Source organism: Streptomyces sp. NPDC024632 (assembly GCF_055559175.1).
The window spans coordinates 140,156-155,203 of record NZ_JBVHLD010000002.1 but is presented as its reverse complement, the minus strand read 5'-3'; the positions used below and the strand labels follow the sequence as shown (position 1 = coordinate 155,203).

Annotated in this window: 13 protein-coding genes and 1 tRNA gene; 5 read left to right on the top strand and 9 right to left on the bottom strand. The window is 71.3% G+C overall.

Translation table 11 applies throughout. The annotated features are described in order from the left end of the window. Positions 1 to 110: 110 nt before the first annotated feature. A complete protein-coding gene (locus tag ACZ37P_RS04030) occupies positions 111 to 941 on the top strand; it encodes a trans-aconitate 2-methyltransferase (protein ID WP_467344753.1) in 831 nt (276 codons plus the stop codon). Next, positions 938 to 1,357 (top strand): VOC family protein, encoded by a 420-nt coding sequence (locus ACZ37P_RS04025; RefSeq protein WP_391162315.1) that lies wholly within the window; start codon positions 938 to 940, stop codon positions 1,355 to 1,357. The genes ACZ37P_RS04030 and ACZ37P_RS04025 overlap by 4 nt, the downstream gene beginning before the upstream one ends. 52 nt (positions 1,358 to 1,409) lie before the next feature. Here ACZ37P_RS04025 and ACZ37P_RS04020 read toward each other — a convergent pair whose 3' ends face one another. From ACZ37P_RS04020 to ACZ37P_RS03995, 6 genes are all read right to left on the bottom strand, one after another. Then, positions 1,410 to 1,901, bottom strand: a complete 492-nt coding sequence (locus ACZ37P_RS04020) for a DUF4232 domain-containing protein (RefSeq protein ID WP_391162558.1) — start codon at positions 1,899 to 1,901, stop codon at positions 1,410 to 1,412. 108 nt (positions 1,902 to 2,009) lie between these two features. Then, positions 2,010 to 2,603 carry an aminoacyl-tRNA hydrolase gene (gene pth / locus ACZ37P_RS04015; protein WP_355337992.1) on the bottom strand — a complete coding sequence of 198 codons (594 nt, stop codon included), beginning with the start codon at positions 2,601 to 2,603 and terminating at the stop codon, positions 2,010 to 2,012. A gap of 209 nt (positions 2,604 to 2,812) precedes the next feature. Next, the gene (locus ACZ37P_RS04010; protein WP_355337995.1) at positions 2,813 to 3,418 is read right to left on the bottom strand and encodes a 50S ribosomal protein L25/general stress protein Ctc; all 606 of its coding nucleotides are present in this window, start codon (positions 3,416 to 3,418) and stop codon (positions 2,813 to 2,815) included. Between the two features lie 220 nt (positions 3,419 to 3,638). Further along, on the bottom strand, positions 3,639 to 4,619 hold the full coding sequence (locus ACZ37P_RS04005; protein ID WP_355337998.1) for a ribose-phosphate diphosphokinase: 981 nt from the start codon (positions 4,617 to 4,619) through the stop codon (positions 3,639 to 3,641). Between the two features lie 143 nt (positions 4,620 to 4,762). Further along, a complete protein-coding gene (gene glmU, locus ACZ37P_RS04000; RefSeq protein ID WP_391051663.1) occupies positions 4,763 to 6,220 on the bottom strand; it encodes a bifunctional UDP-N-acetylglucosamine diphosphorylase/glucosamine-1-phosphate N-acetyltransferase GlmU in 1,458 nt (485 codons plus the stop codon). 108 nt (positions 6,221 to 6,328) lie between these two features. Beyond that, a tRNA-Gln gene (locus tag ACZ37P_RS03995) sits at positions 6,329 to 6,400 on the bottom strand. Between the two features lie 222 nt (positions 6,401 to 6,622). Here ACZ37P_RS03995 and ACZ37P_RS03990 point away from each other — a divergent pair. Continuing rightward, a complete protein-coding gene (locus ACZ37P_RS03990; RefSeq protein ID WP_391051661.1) occupies positions 6,623 to 7,615 on the top strand; it encodes an acyl-CoA desaturase in 993 nt (330 codons plus the stop codon). Positions 7,616 to 7,763: 148 nt separating this feature from the next. Then, on the top strand, positions 7,764 to 8,366 hold the full coding sequence (locus tag ACZ37P_RS03985; RefSeq protein WP_188282429.1) for a TetR/AcrR family transcriptional regulator: 603 nt from the start codon (positions 7,764 to 7,766) through the stop codon (positions 8,364 to 8,366). Positions 8,367 to 8,504: 138 nt separating this feature from the next. Here ACZ37P_RS03985 and ppc read toward each other — a convergent pair whose 3' ends face one another. Next, positions 8,505 to 11,240 carry a phosphoenolpyruvate carboxylase gene (gene ppc / locus ACZ37P_RS03980; protein ID WP_355338007.1) on the bottom strand — a complete coding sequence of 912 codons (2,736 nt, stop codon included), beginning with the start codon at positions 11,238 to 11,240 and terminating at the stop codon, positions 8,505 to 8,507. Positions 11,241 to 11,496: 256 nt separating this feature from the next. On the opposite strand from ppc, the gene ACZ37P_RS03975 reads away from it, so the two are divergent. Beyond that, a complete protein-coding gene (locus ACZ37P_RS03975; RefSeq protein ID WP_467344749.1) occupies positions 11,497 to 12,846 on the top strand; it encodes a sensor histidine kinase in 1,350 nt (449 codons plus the stop codon). Between the two features lie 395 nt (positions 12,847 to 13,241). Here ACZ37P_RS03975 and ACZ37P_RS03970 read toward each other — a convergent pair whose 3' ends face one another. Further along, positions 13,242 to 14,204: a DivIVA domain-containing protein gene (locus ACZ37P_RS03970; RefSeq protein ID WP_467344747.1), complete on the bottom strand. Its 963-nt coding sequence runs from the start codon at positions 14,202 to 14,204 to the stop codon at positions 13,242 to 13,244. Between the two features lie 190 nt (positions 14,205 to 14,394). Further along, positions 14,395 to 15,039, bottom strand: a complete 645-nt coding sequence (locus ACZ37P_RS03965; protein ID WP_467344745.1) for an NADPH-dependent F420 reductase — start codon at positions 15,037 to 15,039, stop codon at positions 14,395 to 14,397. Positions 15,040 to 15,048: the final 9 nt, after the last annotated feature.

Sequence of the window (15,048 nt, the reverse complement as noted above, 5' to 3'; positions counted from 1 at the left end):
TTCAAGAGATATGTCGGAGGAGCCTGGACACCGACCAGAGGGCAGAACCTCGCCCTCCGTTTCGGTAGCGGCTGTGCGCAGCCGGCTATGAAAAGCCAGGGAGTACGACGATGCACGCAGCGCCAACGTGGGACCCGCAACAGTATCTCCGGCACTCCACTCACCGCACCCGCCCTTTCCTCGACCTCCTCACCCGTATCCGGGATCTGCCGGGCGGCGACGCGCCCCGGATCGCCGACATCGGGTGCGGTCCGGGCAATGTCACCGCGCTGCTCGCCGACCGCTGGCCCGGAGCCCGGATCACCGGCTTCGACAGCTCCCGCGAGATGCTGGACGCGGCGGCGCGGTACGCGGGACCCACGGCGGGCGGCGGTGAGCTGGACTTCCGGCAGGCCGACGCGGCGCACTGGGCGCCCGAGGAGTCCTTCGACCTGATCGTCTCCAACGCCGCGCTCCAGTGGGTGCCCGGCCACGCCGACCGCTTCCCCGGCTGGCTCGACCACATCACGCCCGGCGGCACCCTGGCCTTCCAGGTGCCGGGCAACTTCACCGCGCCCAGCCACGCGCTGCTGGGCGAGCTGTGCGACACCCCGCGGTGGCGCGACCGGCTCGACGGACACGGCCGCCGCTACGTCCACATCCTCAGCCCGGCCGACTATCTGGAGCGGCTGACCGAACTGGGCTGCGCGGCCGATGTGTGGGAGTCGACGTATGTGCAGTTGCTCCAGGGCGAGGACCCGGTGCTGGAGTGGACCAAGGGCACCGCGCTGCGGCCGGTGCTGACCGCGCTGGACGGCGACCGGGGGGCGGTGACGGAATTCGTCGGCCAGTACCGCGACCTGCTGCGCAAGGCGTACCCGCCGGGCCCGCACGGGACGGTCTTCCCCTTCCGGCGGATCTTCACCGTCGCGCGCAAACAGGGGCAGGAGGCGGCGGCGTGACGCGGGGAGCGGCAGGGGGGACGGCGGGGGGCGCCGACGGCTTCGGGATCGCGGGGGTCGACCACGTCCAGCTCGCCGCGCCGCCGGGCAGCGAGGAGGCGCTGCGCGCGTACTACGTCGGGGTGCTGGGGATGGCCGAGCTGACCAAGCCGCCGGTGCTCGCGGCGCGCGGCGGCTGCTGGTTCGCGGCGGGGGACGCGGTGCTGCACTTAGGGATCGAGGAGGACTTCAGGCCCGCCCGCAAGGCCCACCCGGGCATCCGCGTCACCGGGATCCACGCCTTCGGCAAGGAGCTCCAGGCGCGCGGCGCCAAGGTCGTCTGGGACGACGACCTGCCGGGCCACTCCCGCTTCTACTCCGAGGACCCGGTCGGCAACCGGCTGGAGTTCCTGGAGCCGACGGCGATGAGAGCCTGACGGTCGCACGTGGGGGGCGGCGGGTGAGCGTGCCCGACGCCCCCCACGCGTCCTACAGCAGCAAGAAGGCCGCACCGATAAGCGCCGCCCCCAGCGCCGCCAGCGTCCACGCCGTGCGCCGCATCCGCAGCGCCCCGCCGGCCACGACCGCGGCCAGCAGCAGGGCTCCGGCCAGCGGCACCCAGGAGAAGAACAGGCCGCCCCAGTCGGACCGTACGACCGTGTTCGTCCCGGGCTTCACCACGACCGGCACACGGTCGCCGACATGGTGTGTGACCGGCAGGCTGATGACCACCTTCGGGCGGGCGACGGCCGACCCCTTCGGCGCGAAGGGTCCGGTGCAGGTGGAGTCGCCGCAGTTCGTCAGCGTCATCGTGCCGTGCTCGTGCCCCTTGGTGAGCACCACGTATTGCGCGGTCTTCCACGAGTCCCAGGCGCCGGACGCCAGGAGCAGCAGCACCAGCGCCCACCCGCCCACCACCCGGGCCAGCAGGACCAGCCCCCAGGTGCCCTCGGCCATCCGGCGGGAACGGCTGCGTTTCACCATGCGGGCGATCTTTGGCCATCGCATGCCGTCCGGTCAACCTCGGTACGCGCCCGCCCTCGACAAGGGTGAGCGCCGTGTCCGGCGGTTGACCGGTCGCGCGTCCGGTCAGGTGTTGTACGTGCTCTGCGCGCGCTCCAGGCCCTCGGTGATCAGCGCCTCGACCGCGTCCGCCGCCCGGTCCACGAACCAGTCCAGCTCCTTGCGCTCGGTGGACGAGAAGTCCTTGAGCACAAAGGCCGCCACGTCCATCCGGCCCGGTGGACGGCCGATCCCCGCGCGCACCCGCAGATAGTCGGGACCCATCGACTTGGTCATCGACTTGAGGCCGTTGTGGCCGTTGTCGCCGCCGCCCAGCTTGAGCCGCAGCGTGCCGAAGTCGATGTCCAGCTCGTCGTGGACGGCGATGATCCGCTCGGTCGGCACCTTGTAGAAGTCGCGCAGCGCGGTCACCGGGCCGCCGGACAGATTCATGTACGACTGGGGCTTCGCCAGCACCACCCGCTGGTTCGCGGGACCGGGCGGGCCGATCCGGCCCTCCACGACCACGGCCTGCGCCTTCTGCGCGCGCTTGAACTTGCCGCCGACCCGCTGGGCGAGCAGATCGGCCACCATGAAGCCGATGTTGTGCCGGTTCCCCGCGTACTCGGGGCCCGGATTGCCGAGGCCCGCGACCAGCCAGGGCCCTGAGGTGTCACTCATCCACGTCTCCGACTCCGTGTCGCCGACTTCGTACCGGGAAAACGGCCGCCGCCGCACTCCGTGAGGGTGCGGCGGCGGCCGGGGTCACACGCGAGCACGTCAGCACGCGAGCGCGCGGGCACGTGAGCGTACGCACATGAGCACGTCAGCACACGAGCACGTCAGCACACGAGCGCATAAGCGCGCGAGGACCGGGGGAGCGCGGGGGACTACGCCTCGGCGGCGGCGTCCTCGGTGCCCTCGGCGGCCTCGTCGCCCGCCTCGTCGGCGGCCTCGGCCTGGGCCGAGACGACCTGGATGACGACCGCGTCCTCGTCGATCGCCAGGGTGGAGCCCTTGGGCAGGGTGATGTCCTTGGCGAGGATGGAGGCGCCGGCCTCCAGGCCCTCGATGGAGACGGTGACCGCGGTCGGGATGTGGGTCGCCTCGGCCTCGACGGGCAGCGTGTTGAGCACGTGCTCCAGCAGGTTGCCGCCGACGGCCAGCTCGCCCTCGGTCTGCACCGGGATCTCGACGGTGACCTTCTCGCCGCTCTTCACGGACAGCAGGTCGACGTGCTCGATGGTGCCGCGCAGCGGGTCGCGCTGGACCGCCTTGGGGATGACCAGCGCGGTCTTGCCGTCGAGCTGGAGGGAGATCAGCACGTTCGCGGTGCGGAGCGCGAGCAGCAGCTCGTGGCCGGGGACGGTGACGTGCTGCGGGTCGGCGCCGTGACCGTAGATGACGGCGGGGACCTGGTGGGCGCGGCGCACGCGGCGGGCGGCGCCCTTGCCGAACTCGGTGCGCGGCTCTGCGGCGATCTTGACCTCGGCCATGATGCTCAACTCCTCGATACGGAAAACTCGGTACGCGAAAGGGGGGTCATACGGTCGCCCGACCCTCGACGGGCCGTTCCACGACTCACCCCCGCTTGCGCGGAGACCGTTACGAGGAGCGCGCCGATAACGGAGGTCCGCCGGAAAAACCGGGGCCTCCCTCGCCGAGCAACGCGGACAGCGTAACCGGCGGGGAGGCCCCGGGAGAAATCGATCTAGCTCAGTGCTCGGAGTCCTCGAACAGGCTGGTGACCGAGCCGTCCTCGAACACCTCGCGCACCGCGTTGGCGATGGTCGGCGCCATGGACAGCACGGTGATCTTGTCGAGGTTCAGCTCGCGCGGAGTCGGCAGGGTGTCGGTGAGGATGAACTCGCTCACCCGGGAGTTCTTCAGCCGGTCCGCGGCGGGCCCGGAGAGCACACCGTGGGTGGCGGTCACGATGACGTCCTCGGCGCCGTTGGCGAACAGCGCGTCGGCGGCGGCGCAGATCGTACCGCCGGTGTCGATCATGTCGTCGACCAGGACGCAGACCCGGCCCTTGACGTCACCGACGACCTCGTGGACCTTCACCTGGTTGGCGACGTCGGGGTCACGGCGCTTGTGGACGATGGCCAGCGGCGCGCCGAGCCGGTCGCACCAGCGGTCGGCGACCCGTACCCGGCCGGCGTCCGGGGAGACCACCGTGAGCTTGGCGCGGTCGACCTTGGCGCCCACGTAGTCCGCGAGCACCGGCAGGGCGAAGAGATGATCGACCGGGCCGTCGAAGAAGCCCTGGATCTGGTCGGTGTGCAGGTCGACCGTGAGGATGCGGTCGGCGCCCGCGGTCTTGAACAGGTCCGCCATCAGCCGGGCCGAGATCGGCTCACGGCCGCGGTGCTTCTTGTCCTGCCGGGCGTAGCCGTAGAAGGGCACGATCACGGTGATGCTCCGGGCGGAGGCCCGCTTGAGAGCATCGAGCATGATGAGCTGCTCCATGATCCACTTGTTGATGGGAGCGGTGTGGCTCTGGATGAGGAAGCAGTCCGCGCCGCGGGCCGACTCCTGGAACCGCACATAGATCTCGCCGTTGGCGAAGTCGAAAGCCTTGGTCGGCACCAGGCCGACTCCGAGACTGTGTGCCACCGCCTCCGCCAGATCGGGGTGGGCGCGGCCGGAGAAGAGCATCAGCTTCTTCTCACCGGTCGTCTTGATCCCGGTCACTGCACCGTCTCCTTGGAGTTTTCGACTGGTGTTCGGCACAGCGTCGCCTTCGGTTAGGCGTGCTGGCGGAATTGTGTGCAAGCCACACGGTACGCCCCAACCGGCGCATCTGTGCACCTCAAGAGGCCCGGATGAGACGTCCCTCACTCGCCCTGCGGCGTGTCTCCTCGTTGTGCGCGTTCGGCGGCCTCGGCGGCGGCGCTGCCGGGACGCTTGCGCGCCACCCAGCCCTCGATGTTGCGCTGCTGACCGCGGGCGACGGCCAGCGACCCCGCGGGAACGTCCTTGGTGATCACCGATCCGGCGGCGGTGTACGCGCCGTCCCCGACGGTGATCGGCGCCACGAACATGTTGTCGGAGCCGGTCTTGCAGTAGCTGCCGATGGTGGTGTGGTGCTTGGCCTCGCCGTCGTAGTTCACGAAGACGCTGGCGGCGCCGATGTTGGTGTACTCGCCGATCGTGGCGTCCCCCACATAGCTGAGGTGCGGCACCTTGGTGCCCTCGCCGATCGAGGCGTTCTTCATCTCCACGTACGTGCCCGCCTTGGCCTTCGGGCCGAGCTTGGCGCCGGGGCGCAGATACGCGTACGGGCCGACGGTCGCCTGCTCGCCGATCTCGGCCTGGTCGGCGACGGTGTTGGACACCCGCGCGCCGGGGCCGACCGCGGTGTCGGTGAGCGTGCAGTTGGGGCCGACCTCGGCGCCCGCGCCGACGCTGGTGGCGCCCAGGAGCTGGGTGTTGGGGTGCACCAGGCAGTCCTGCTCGAAGCGGACGTCGACGTCGACCCAGGTGGAGGCGGGGTCGACGACCGTGGCGCCGTCCAGCATGGCGCGGTGGAGCAGCCGGTCGTTGAGCACCCGGCGGGCCTCGGCGAGCTGCACCCGGTTGTTCACCCCGGCGATCTCGCGGTGGTCGGGGGCGACGTACGCGCCGACGCGGTGGCCGGCCTCGCGCAGGATGCCGAGGGTGTCGGTCAGATACTCCTCGCCCTGCGAGTTGTCCGTGGTGATCTTGCCGAGCGCGTCGGCGAGCAGGGCCGCGTCGAAGGCGTAGACCCCGGAGTTGATCTCGGCGATCGCCAGTTGGGCCGGTCCGGCGTCCTTCTGCTCGACGATCGCGGTGACCCGGTCGTCGGAGGAGCGGATGATCCGGCCGTAGCCGGTGGGGTCGGGCACTTTCGCGGTGAGGACCGTCACGGCGTTGCCGTCGCCCTCGTGCGCGCCGACCAGGGTGTGCAGGGTCTCGGCGGTGAGCAGCGGGGTGTCGCCGTAGGTGACCACCACGGTGCCGTCCAGGACGACGCCCTGCGCGGACAGCGCGTCCAGGCCGATCCTGACCGCGTGCCCGGTCCCGTTCTGCTCGTGCTGCACGGCGGTGAGCGCCTGCGGGTCGATGCCGTTGAGGTGCTCGGTGACCCGCTCGCGGGCGTGGCCCACGACCACCACGAGGTGCTGCGGCGCCAGTTCGCGGGAGGCGGCGACCACATGGCCGACCAGGGAACGGCCGCAGATGGGGTGGAGGACCTTCGGGGTGGCCGACTTCATGCGGGTGCCCTCACCCGCGGCGAGGACGACGACGGCAGCCGGACGGTTCGGGCTCACGTGAGGAGACTCCTCGGCTTCGGGTGCTGGACATCCGCAGGATACCGACGGGTTCCCGGATGGACGCCGGGCGGCCCCGGCCGGACCGGCCGGGGCCCCGGTGAGGTGCTCCGCCGCCAGGACTCGAACCCGGACATAAGGCACCAAAAGCCCCAGTGCTGCCAATTACACCACGGCGGATCAACCCGCGCTTTCGACCCGTTGGCGAGCCGGGCGGGCTGGACTTCACCATCATGCCGTACGAGCCGGGGTGGACGCGACGTAGATCCGGGGTAGAGATCGCACGACGGGCCGCATGAAGTGGTTCTGTCGCTCGTCGTCGGCCGCTGCAATACTTACGGCGGCGTAAGTTACGGGCTTGACCGGCTGAAACCAGCCCCCTCAGATCCCCAAGGGACAGACATGACCACGCACACGGACGTGAGGCCCGAGTCCCGGGAACCCGGGCCCTCGGGACAGGAAGACGCGCTGAACAGCGCCACCCGCGGTGGTGAGAGCAAGCGGTCGATCGAGCAGATCGCGCTGCTGCTGTTCATCAGCATCCCCTTCGTGGCGCTGGTGGCGGCCATCCCGCTCGCCTGGGGCCGCGGCATGAGCTGGCTGGATCTCGGCCTCATGATCGGCATGTACTTCCTCGGCTGCCACGGCATCACCATCGGCTTCCACCGGCACTTCACCCACGGTTCGTTCAAGGCCAACCGCCCCCTGAAGATCGCGCTCGCCATCGCCGGATCGATGGCCGTCGAGGGCCCGATCGTGCGCTGGGTGGCCGACCACCGCAGGCACCACAAGTTCAGCGACGCCGAGGGCGACCCGCACAGCCCGTGGCGGTACGGCGAGACGCTGCCCGCGCTGATGAAGGGCCTGTGGTGGGCCCACATGGGGTGGCTGTTCGACGAGGAGCAGACCTCGCAGGCGAAGTACGCGCCCGACCTGATCAAGGACTCCGCGATCCGCCGCATCTCGCGCGACTTCTGGCTGTGGACCGTGATCTCGCTGGCCATCCCGCCGGTGGTCGGCGGCCTCGTCACCATGTCGTGGTACGGCGCGTTCACCGCGTTCTTCTGGGGATCGCTCGTTCGGGTGGCGTTGCTGCACCACGTCACCTGGTCGATCAACTCGATCTGCCACGCGGTCGGCAAGCGCCCCTTCAAGTCCCGTGACCGCTCCGGCAACGTGTGGTGGCTGGCGGTGCTGTCCTGCGGCGAGTCCTGGCACAATCTGCACCACGCCGACCCCACCTCCGCCCGGCACGGTGTGCTGCGCGGCCAGGTCGACTCCAGCGCCCGGATCATCCGCTGGTGCGAACAGCTCGGCTGGGCCACCGACGTCCGCTGGCCGAGCGCGGACCGTATCGCGGCCCGCCGTAAGGAAAACATCAGTGAAGCGGCATGATTGACGCGTGAGCGACGGCAGCGGATCGAACGGCGACGGCGGAAGCGGCAGGGCCTCGGGTACGGATTCGGGTGCGAAGTCGGGCTCACGTCCGGCCACGGCCTCAGGCGTGGCGGGACCCACCGCCCGGCGCGCCCGCCGGGTCCGTATGACCGGCAAGGAACGGCGCGAGCAGCTTCTCGACATCGGCCGCACGCTCTTCGCCGAACGCGGCTTCGAGGGCACCTCGGTCGAGGAGATCGCCCACAAGGCGGGCGTCTCCAAGCCGGTGGTGTACGAGCACTTCGGCGGCAAGGAAGGGCTCTACGCCGTCGTCGTCGACCGTGAGATGCGCCGGTTGCTCGACATGGTGACCGGCGCCCTCACCGGCGGCCACCCCAGGGAGCTGCTGGAACAGGCCGCCTTCGCGCTGCTGGACTACATCGAGCAGTACACCGACGGTTTCCGCATCCTGGTGCGCGATTCACCCGTCGCCCAGTCCACCGGCACCTTCGCCTCGCTGATCAGCGACATCGCCACCCAGGTCGAGGACATCCTCGGCCACGAGTTCAAGCGCCGCGGCTTCGACCCCAAGCTCGCCCCGATGTACGCGCAGGCGCTGGTCGGCATGGTGGCGCTCACCGGCCAGTGGTGGCTGGACGCGCAGAAGCCGAAGAAGGCCGAGGTCGTCGCCCACCTGGTGAACCTCTCCTGGAACGGCCTGGCGGGCATAGAGCCCAAGCCGCGGCTGATCGGCCACCGCAAGAACTGAGGCGACCGACGATGCATAGGCGCATAGGCGCATAGGCGCATAGGCGCATAGGCGCACAGACGTACAGACGTACAGGCGTACAGAAGAAGGCGCCCGGCGGACCGATCATCGGTCCGCCGGGCGCCTTTCTCCTATCGCTCAGCCGGTGTTGCGCAGCCCCGCCGCCACACCGTTCACCGTCAGCAGCAGCGCGCGCGACAGCAGCGGGTCGGGGCTCTCGCCCCGCTCCGCCGCCGCCCGCTGCCGGGCCAGCAGCGTCACCTGGAGATACGAGATCGGGTCCAGGTACTGGTCACGGATGTGGAAGGTCTGCGCCAGCAGCGGGCTGCCCGCCAGCAGCTCGGACTCCCCGGTGATCCGCAGCACCTCGCTGACCGTCAGCGCGTGCTCCGCCTCGATCGTGGCGAAGACGTGCTTGAGCTCGTCGGGCACCAGAGTGTCCACGTAGTGCCGGGCGATCCGCAGATCGGTCTTGGCCAGGGTCATCTCGACGTTGGACAGGAAGTTGCGGAAGAAGTGCCACTGTCCGAACGCCTCGTCTATCACCGGGCCGAGCCCCGCCTCGCGGGCGGCCTTCAGACCGGCGCCGACCCCGAACCAGCCGGGGACGATCTGCCGGGACTGCGTCCAGCCGAACACCCACGGGATGGCCCGCAGACCGTCCAGGCCCGCACCGGAGTCCGGGCGGCGCGAGGGACGCGACCCCAGGTGCAGCTCGCCGAGCTGGTCGACGGGCGTGGAGGCGAAGAAGTACGGCGGCAGGTCCGGGTCCTCGACCAGCTTGCGGTACGCGTCGTGGGCCGCCTCGGAGACGATGTCCATCGCCGCGTCCCAGCGCGACAGCGCCTCGTCGGACTGCCGGGGCGCGGTGTGCAGCGCGGACGCCTGGAGCGTGGCGGCGACCGTCAGTTCCAGGTTCTCCCGGGCCAGCGACGGGATCAGGTACTTGTCCGAGATCACCTCGCCCTGCTCGGTCACCTTGATCTCGCCCTCCAGGGTGCCCCAGGGCTGGGCGAGGATCGCGGTGTGCGAGGGGCCGCCGCCGCGGCCGACGGTGCCGCCGCGGCCGTGGAACAGCCGCAGCCGCACCCCGTGCCGGTGCGCGACGTCACGCAGCCGCCGCTGCGCCCGGTGGATCTCCCACTGCGAGGTGGTGATGCCGCCGAACTTCGACGAGTCGCTGTAGCCGAGCATGACCTCCTGCACGTCACCGCGGAGCGACACCAGCCGCCGGTAGGACGGGTCGGACAGCATCTCGTCCAGGAGCTGGTCGGCGATCTTCAGCTCGTCGGTGGTCTCCAGCAGCGGCACGATGCCGATCTTGGCGATCCCGGCGTGCAGGTCGATCAGCCCGGCCTCGCGCGCCAGCACCGCCGCCGCGAAGACGTCGTCCGAGCCCAGGCACATCGAGATGATGTACGACTCCACGACCTCCGGACCGAACCGCTCGAACGCCTCCCGGATGGTGTGGAACACCCCGAGCGTCTTGGCGCCCGCCTCGTCCAGCGGGGCGGGCGTCGGCGCCAGCGGGCGGCGCGAGCGCAGCTCCTTGGCCAGCAGCTTGCGCCGGTAGTCGCGCGGCATGTCCGCGTACCGCCAGGACTCCTCGCCGAGCCGGTCGAAGAGCTGCCCCAGCGCGTGGTGGTGCGCCTCGGCGTGCTCGCGCACGTCCATGGTCGCGAGCTGGAGGCCGAAGGCGGACAGGGTCCGGATCGTACGGTCCAGGCGGCCGTCGGCGATCAGGCCGCCGCGGTGGACGCGCAGCGAGTCCTGGATGAGCTGGAGGTCGTGCAGCAGACCGCCGGTGCCCAGGTAGTCGCGGCCGGGGACGTGCGGGGTGCCGCCGGCCAGCCGCTCGCGGGTGTTGACGAGCTTCTGCCGGATGCAGGTCGCCTTCAGCCGGTACGGCTCCTCGGCGTTCAGCCGCTTGTAGCGCGGGCTGATCTCGGGCAGCGCCACCAGGTCCGTGGCGAGCGAGTCCAGCAGGTCGGTGCTCGCGCCGCAGTTGCGGATCGAGTTGGACAGCGCGCCGCGCAGCACGTCCACCAGGTCGAGCGCGTCGGTGATGCCGTGCTCGTGCTGGAGGATCAGCACGTCCCAGGTGACCTGCGGGGTCACATTGGGGTTGCCGTCGCGGTCGCCGCCGATCCAGGTGCCGAAGGTCAGCGGGCGGGTCCCCGCGGGCAGCGGCAGCCCGACCCGCTCCAGCTCGGCCGCCAGGTCCTCCAGGACGTCGCCGACCGCGCCCGCGTGCAGTTCGTCCAGGTAGTAGATGGCGTTGCGCGCCTCGTCGGCGGGCTCAGGGCGCACCACCCGCAGCTCGTCGGTCTGCCACAGCAGGTCGATGTTCTCCGCGAGCCGCAGGTCCGCGCGGCGCCGGTCGCCCGTGCCCTGCCCGGTGGTGTCGTCCAGCAGCTCCGCGATCCTGCGCAGCTTGTTCAGCACACTGCGCCGCGCGGCCTCGGTGGGGTGCGCGGTGAACACCGGCCGCACGTTCAGATTCCGTACGGTCTCGCGTACGTGCTCGGGGTCGCCGTCCTTCAGCAGGTCGGCGGTCTGGGCGAGCAGGCCGCCCTCCTGCGCGCGGCGCTCGCGCAGGTCCCGGCCGCGGTGCACCTGCTCGGTGACGTTGGCCAGATGGAAGTAGGTGGAGAAGGCGCGTACCAGCTTGGCGGCGGTCTCCAGGTCGGTGTCGCCGAGAAGCGTGGCGGCTGCCTCGCCGTCGGTGCGGGTCAGGGCACGTACCCGCTCGACGAGATCGAGGAGTTCCTGGCCTTCCTGTCTCACCAGCGTGCCGCCGAGCAGTTCTCCCAGGCGGCGGATGTCGGCTCGCAGGGCGGTACTGCTCTCCGGGGCGGTGTCGGCGCTGCTCACAGGTGCGGCTCCTTGTGCAGTGGAAGTGGACGACGGCATACAAGGCGTAGGGAAAGACGTGGCTGCGGACCGCGCTGTCCGACCGCTCCAGGATAGGTGGCCGCCTCCGCGGCGAGACGGCCCGCCCATCTGGCGGACACGGCACCCGGTCGCGCTTACCCCTGGAGACCCTTACCGGTCCCGTCGGCCGATACCGCGCCGATACGGGGCTGACACGGCCGCCACGCCGCCTCGGGCACCGCCTAGTCTGGACGCCATGAGTACGACGGGGGCGCACGTACCGGACGACGGGGCTGGAGGACGGCCCGGGTCCGGCTGGTGGTGGTGGACGCGGCGGCGCGGCTTCCTCCTGGACCTGGCGCTGGCCGTGGCCTCGGCCGTGGAGTGCGCCTTCGAGGGTGTGACCTTCGCCCACAAGACCGGGGTGACGCCCGCGGTGGCGGCGCTGATCGGGCTGCTCGCGGGCGGCACCTTGCTGCTGCGCCGCCGCTGGCCGATCGCCGTGGTCCTGGTGGGCATCGCCCTGAGCCCCGCCGAGCTGGGCTTCCTGCTGTCGGTGGTCGGCCTCTACTCCCTGACCGTCTCCGAGGTGCCGCGCCGGATCACCGCCGCGCTCGCCTCCATGAACGGCCTCGGCACCTTCCTGGTCTCCTTCATCCGCCTCCACGACAGCCTGCGCAACGCGGACAACAACCGCTCGATGTCCCTGCCGATCGTCCTGAGCACCTCACTCCTGCTCGCCCTCGGCCTCACCGCCCCGCCGGTCCTGCTCGGTCTGTACGTACGGGCCAGGCGCCGGCTGGTGGAGAGCCTGCGGGAGCGGGCCGACGGCCTGGAACGCGAGCTGGAACTCCTCGCGGAGAAGGCGGCCGAGCGCGCCGAGCGGGCCCGCGCCGAGGAGCGGACCCGGATCGCCCGCGACATGCACGACGTGGTGGCCCACCGGGTGAGCCTGATGGTCGTCCACGCGGCGGCCCTCAAGGCCGTCGCCCTCAAGGACCCGGCCAAGGCGTCCAGCACCGCGGAGTTGCTCGGCGACATGGGGCGCGAGGCGCTGACCGAACTGCGCCAGATGCTCGGGGTGCTGCGTACGGCGGCGCCCGAGCGGGCGCCCGCGCCCGCGCCGCGGCTTCCCGCGCCGCGGGTTCTTGAGCCCGAGCCGGATACGGATACGGATACGGATACGGCTACGGAGCCGGAGCCCGAGGGGCCCTGCATCGACCAGCTCGGCGAACTCGTCGAGCAGTCCCAGGCCGCCGGGATGACCGTCGAGTTCACCGTCGAGGGCGAGGAGCGGCCCTGCGGCGCCCGCGTCGAACAGACCGTCTACCGCGTGGTGCAGGAAGCGCTCACCAACGTCCACAAGCACGCCGGGGGCGCCAGGGCCCATGTCCGGCTCGCCTACCGCGAGCTCGAGATCGCCGTCCTCGTTCTCAACGGGCCCTCCGACGGCACCCCGGCCACGCCGCTTCCCAGTGGGGGGCACGGGCTGGTCGGCATGAAGGAACGTGTCACCACCCACGGCGGGGGCTTCGCCGCGGGCCCCACCCCCGACGGCGGTTTCCGCGTCTCCGCCTTGTTGCCCCTGGCAGCCCGCCCGATCTGACGCCCGCCTGGCGCCGGTCGGTAAGCCGCTCTTCGGGGGCGGGGCCCTGGGCGGTTCTTCTCCCAAGGCGGCTGGCCGATCCTTGAGGGGCGCGGGGAACTGCGCGCTCAGCCACCGACGGTGGCGCGGCCTTTGGCCACCGGCCCCCGCGGGGCAGACGCGGTTGTTGTCGGGCTGACAGCCCGGTGGGGGCGGGCCGCGCAGTTCCCCGCGCCCCTCAAGACAACGTCCTGCGCAAGGGCAGGGCACCTTCCCCGCGCGCCTCAAGACAACGCCCTGCGCAAGGGCAGCGCACCTTCCCCGCGCCCCTCAAGACAACGTCCTGCGCAAGGGCAAGGCACCTTCCCCGCGCCCCTAAAAACACGGCCCTGCGCAATGGCAGCGCGCCCTGGGGGTCAGGCCGGGTCGGACGGGTCGGCTTGTTCGGGGAGGCCGGGGGCGCCCGGTGCTTCGGGGTGGTCCGGCCCGGAGGGCGGGAGGTGGCGGCCGGTCAGGGAGGCGAGGGTGGCCCGTACGTGCGCGAGATGCGCGCGAATCTCGTCGCGGTGCTGCTCGTGCTCGCGCAGCGAGCGCTCGCTCTCGCGGCGGGTGCGCTCCTCGTGCATGCGCGCCTGGGCGAGCAGCTCGGACGCCCGCTCCTCGGCCTCCTGCTGCTGCACCCGCAGGGCCTCCTCGGCGTCGGCACGCTCCTGGTGCGCCTCGTGGAGGCGCCGTTCGGCGTCGCCGAGGAGATCGGCGAGCCTGCTGTCGACCCCGGCCTCGCGCTCGGCGAGCTCGTGTTCGAGGGTGTCGAGCCGTTCGCGGCGCTCCTTGTCGGCCTCGGCCAGGGTCCGGCCGACGTCCTGCCGCATGGCGTCCAGGGCGCGGCCCGCCTCGCCGCGTACGGCCTCGGCTTCCGCGCGGGCCTGGCCGAGGATCTCGGAGGCGCGTCCGCACGCCTCGTCCAGGAGCCGTTCCGCCTGCTCCTCGGCGGCGGCGAGCCGGGCGGAGGCGGCGGCGCGGGCCTCGTCCTGGAGGGTGCGGCGGGCGGTCTCCGCGGTGTCGCGCGCGTGCTGCGCCTCGGCCTCGGCGCGGTCGCGTACGGCGGCGGCCTCCTCCTCGACCAGCCGCAGCAACTCCTGGGCGCCGTCGCCGAGCGCGTCGAACGAGGTGGCGCCGAGCGCTTCGACCTGGTGCCGCAACGAGGCGCACTCGGCGTCCATCTCGTTGGCGAGCACCGTCAGCCGGGCGGCCCGCTCCCAGGCGGCGTCCCGGTCCTCCGACAACTCGTCGAGGAAACGGTCGACCTGTTCCGGCCGATAGCCGCGTCCGCGCGCGGTGTCGATGTTGCGGGCTGACGATGCGGTGTTGCTGCTCATGCCCTGCCCCTCGCCGTCGGCCGTTCCGTCCTGCCTATTTTTGGCTTATGTCCGAATTGTACGGGCTGCGACACTCCGACCTGTCTCCTACCCATCCACTCCCTTCCCGATGGCCCCGAACGCAGACGGGCCGGGTGAAGAAGGGAAGTGCCCTTCGTCACCCGGCTCTTCGCCGCGTGCGGGGTGGGGGTCAGCGCGCGAGGGAGACGGCGAACGGCGTGAAGCCGTTCCGGCGCAGGACGTGGGGCACGACCAGGATCATGGCCTCGGCGGCGCGAGCGGTGCGAATGCCGCCGAGGTCCTCGATCCATGCGGGCCGCCAGCCCAGGTCGGCGAGCAGACCGTTGACGGTCTTCTTCGCGTCCTCGTCGTCCCCCGACACATAGGCGGTCGGCGGGGTGGCCAGGATCTCGGGAGCGGTCATGACCATGAACAGCATGGTGTTGAGGGTCTTGACCACACGGGTGTCGGGGAGTGCGGCCTGGAGGTGTTCGGCGAGGCTGCTGCCGGGGTAGCACAGGTCGCCGGGCAGCCCGTCCTCGGCGTCGCGGGTGGCGTTGGAGACATCGACGAGGATCTTCCCGCAGAGTTCGGCGCGCAGGCCGGTGAGGCGTTCCAGCGAACTGTCGCCGGGCGTCGCGTTGATCACGATGTCCGCGCCGCGGGCGGCGGTGGGCTGGTCGGCGAAGGCGACCGTCGGGGCGGCCCCGGCGGCGCGGGCGGCGGTCTCCACCGGGGTCCGGCCGCCGAGGGTGACCTGGTGTCCCGCGGCGGAGAGCTTGTTGGCGAGGTGGGTCCCGACGCGGCCCGCGCCCAGGATGCCGATGGTGGTCATGAGGTGATG

What these genes read in the sequence shown, in the direction of transcription:
- ACZ37P_RS04030 (WP_467344753.1), top strand. Translation starts at nt 111, where the DNA reads ATGCACGCAGCGCCAACGTGGGACCCGCAACAGTATCTCCGGCACTCC.
- pth (WP_355337992.1), bottom strand. Translation starts at nt 2,603, where the DNA reads ATGAGTGACACCTCAGGGCCCTGGCTGGTCGCGGGCCTCGGCAATCCG.
- ACZ37P_RS04010 (WP_355337995.1), bottom strand. Translation starts at nt 3,418, where the DNA reads ATGGCCGAGGTCAAGATCGCCGCAGAGCCGCGCACCGAGTTCGGCAAG.
- ACZ37P_RS03990 (WP_391051661.1), top strand. Translation starts at nt 6,623, where the DNA reads ATGACCACGCACACGGACGTGAGGCCCGAGTCCCGGGAACCCGGGCCC.
- ACZ37P_RS03985 (WP_188282429.1), top strand. Translation starts at nt 7,764, where the DNA reads ATGACCGGCAAGGAACGGCGCGAGCAGCTTCTCGACATCGGCCGCACG.
- ACZ37P_RS03975 (WP_467344749.1), top strand. Translation starts at nt 11,497, where the DNA reads ATGAGTACGACGGGGGCGCACGTACCGGACGACGGGGCTGGAGGACGG.
- ACZ37P_RS03970 (WP_467344747.1), bottom strand. Translation starts at nt 14,204, where the DNA reads ATGAGCAGCAACACCGCATCGTCAGCCCGCAACATCGACACCGCGCGC.
- ACZ37P_RS03965 (WP_467344745.1), bottom strand. Translation starts at nt 15,039, where the DNA reads ATGACCACCATCGGCATCCTGGGCGCGGGCCGCGTCGGGACCCACCTC.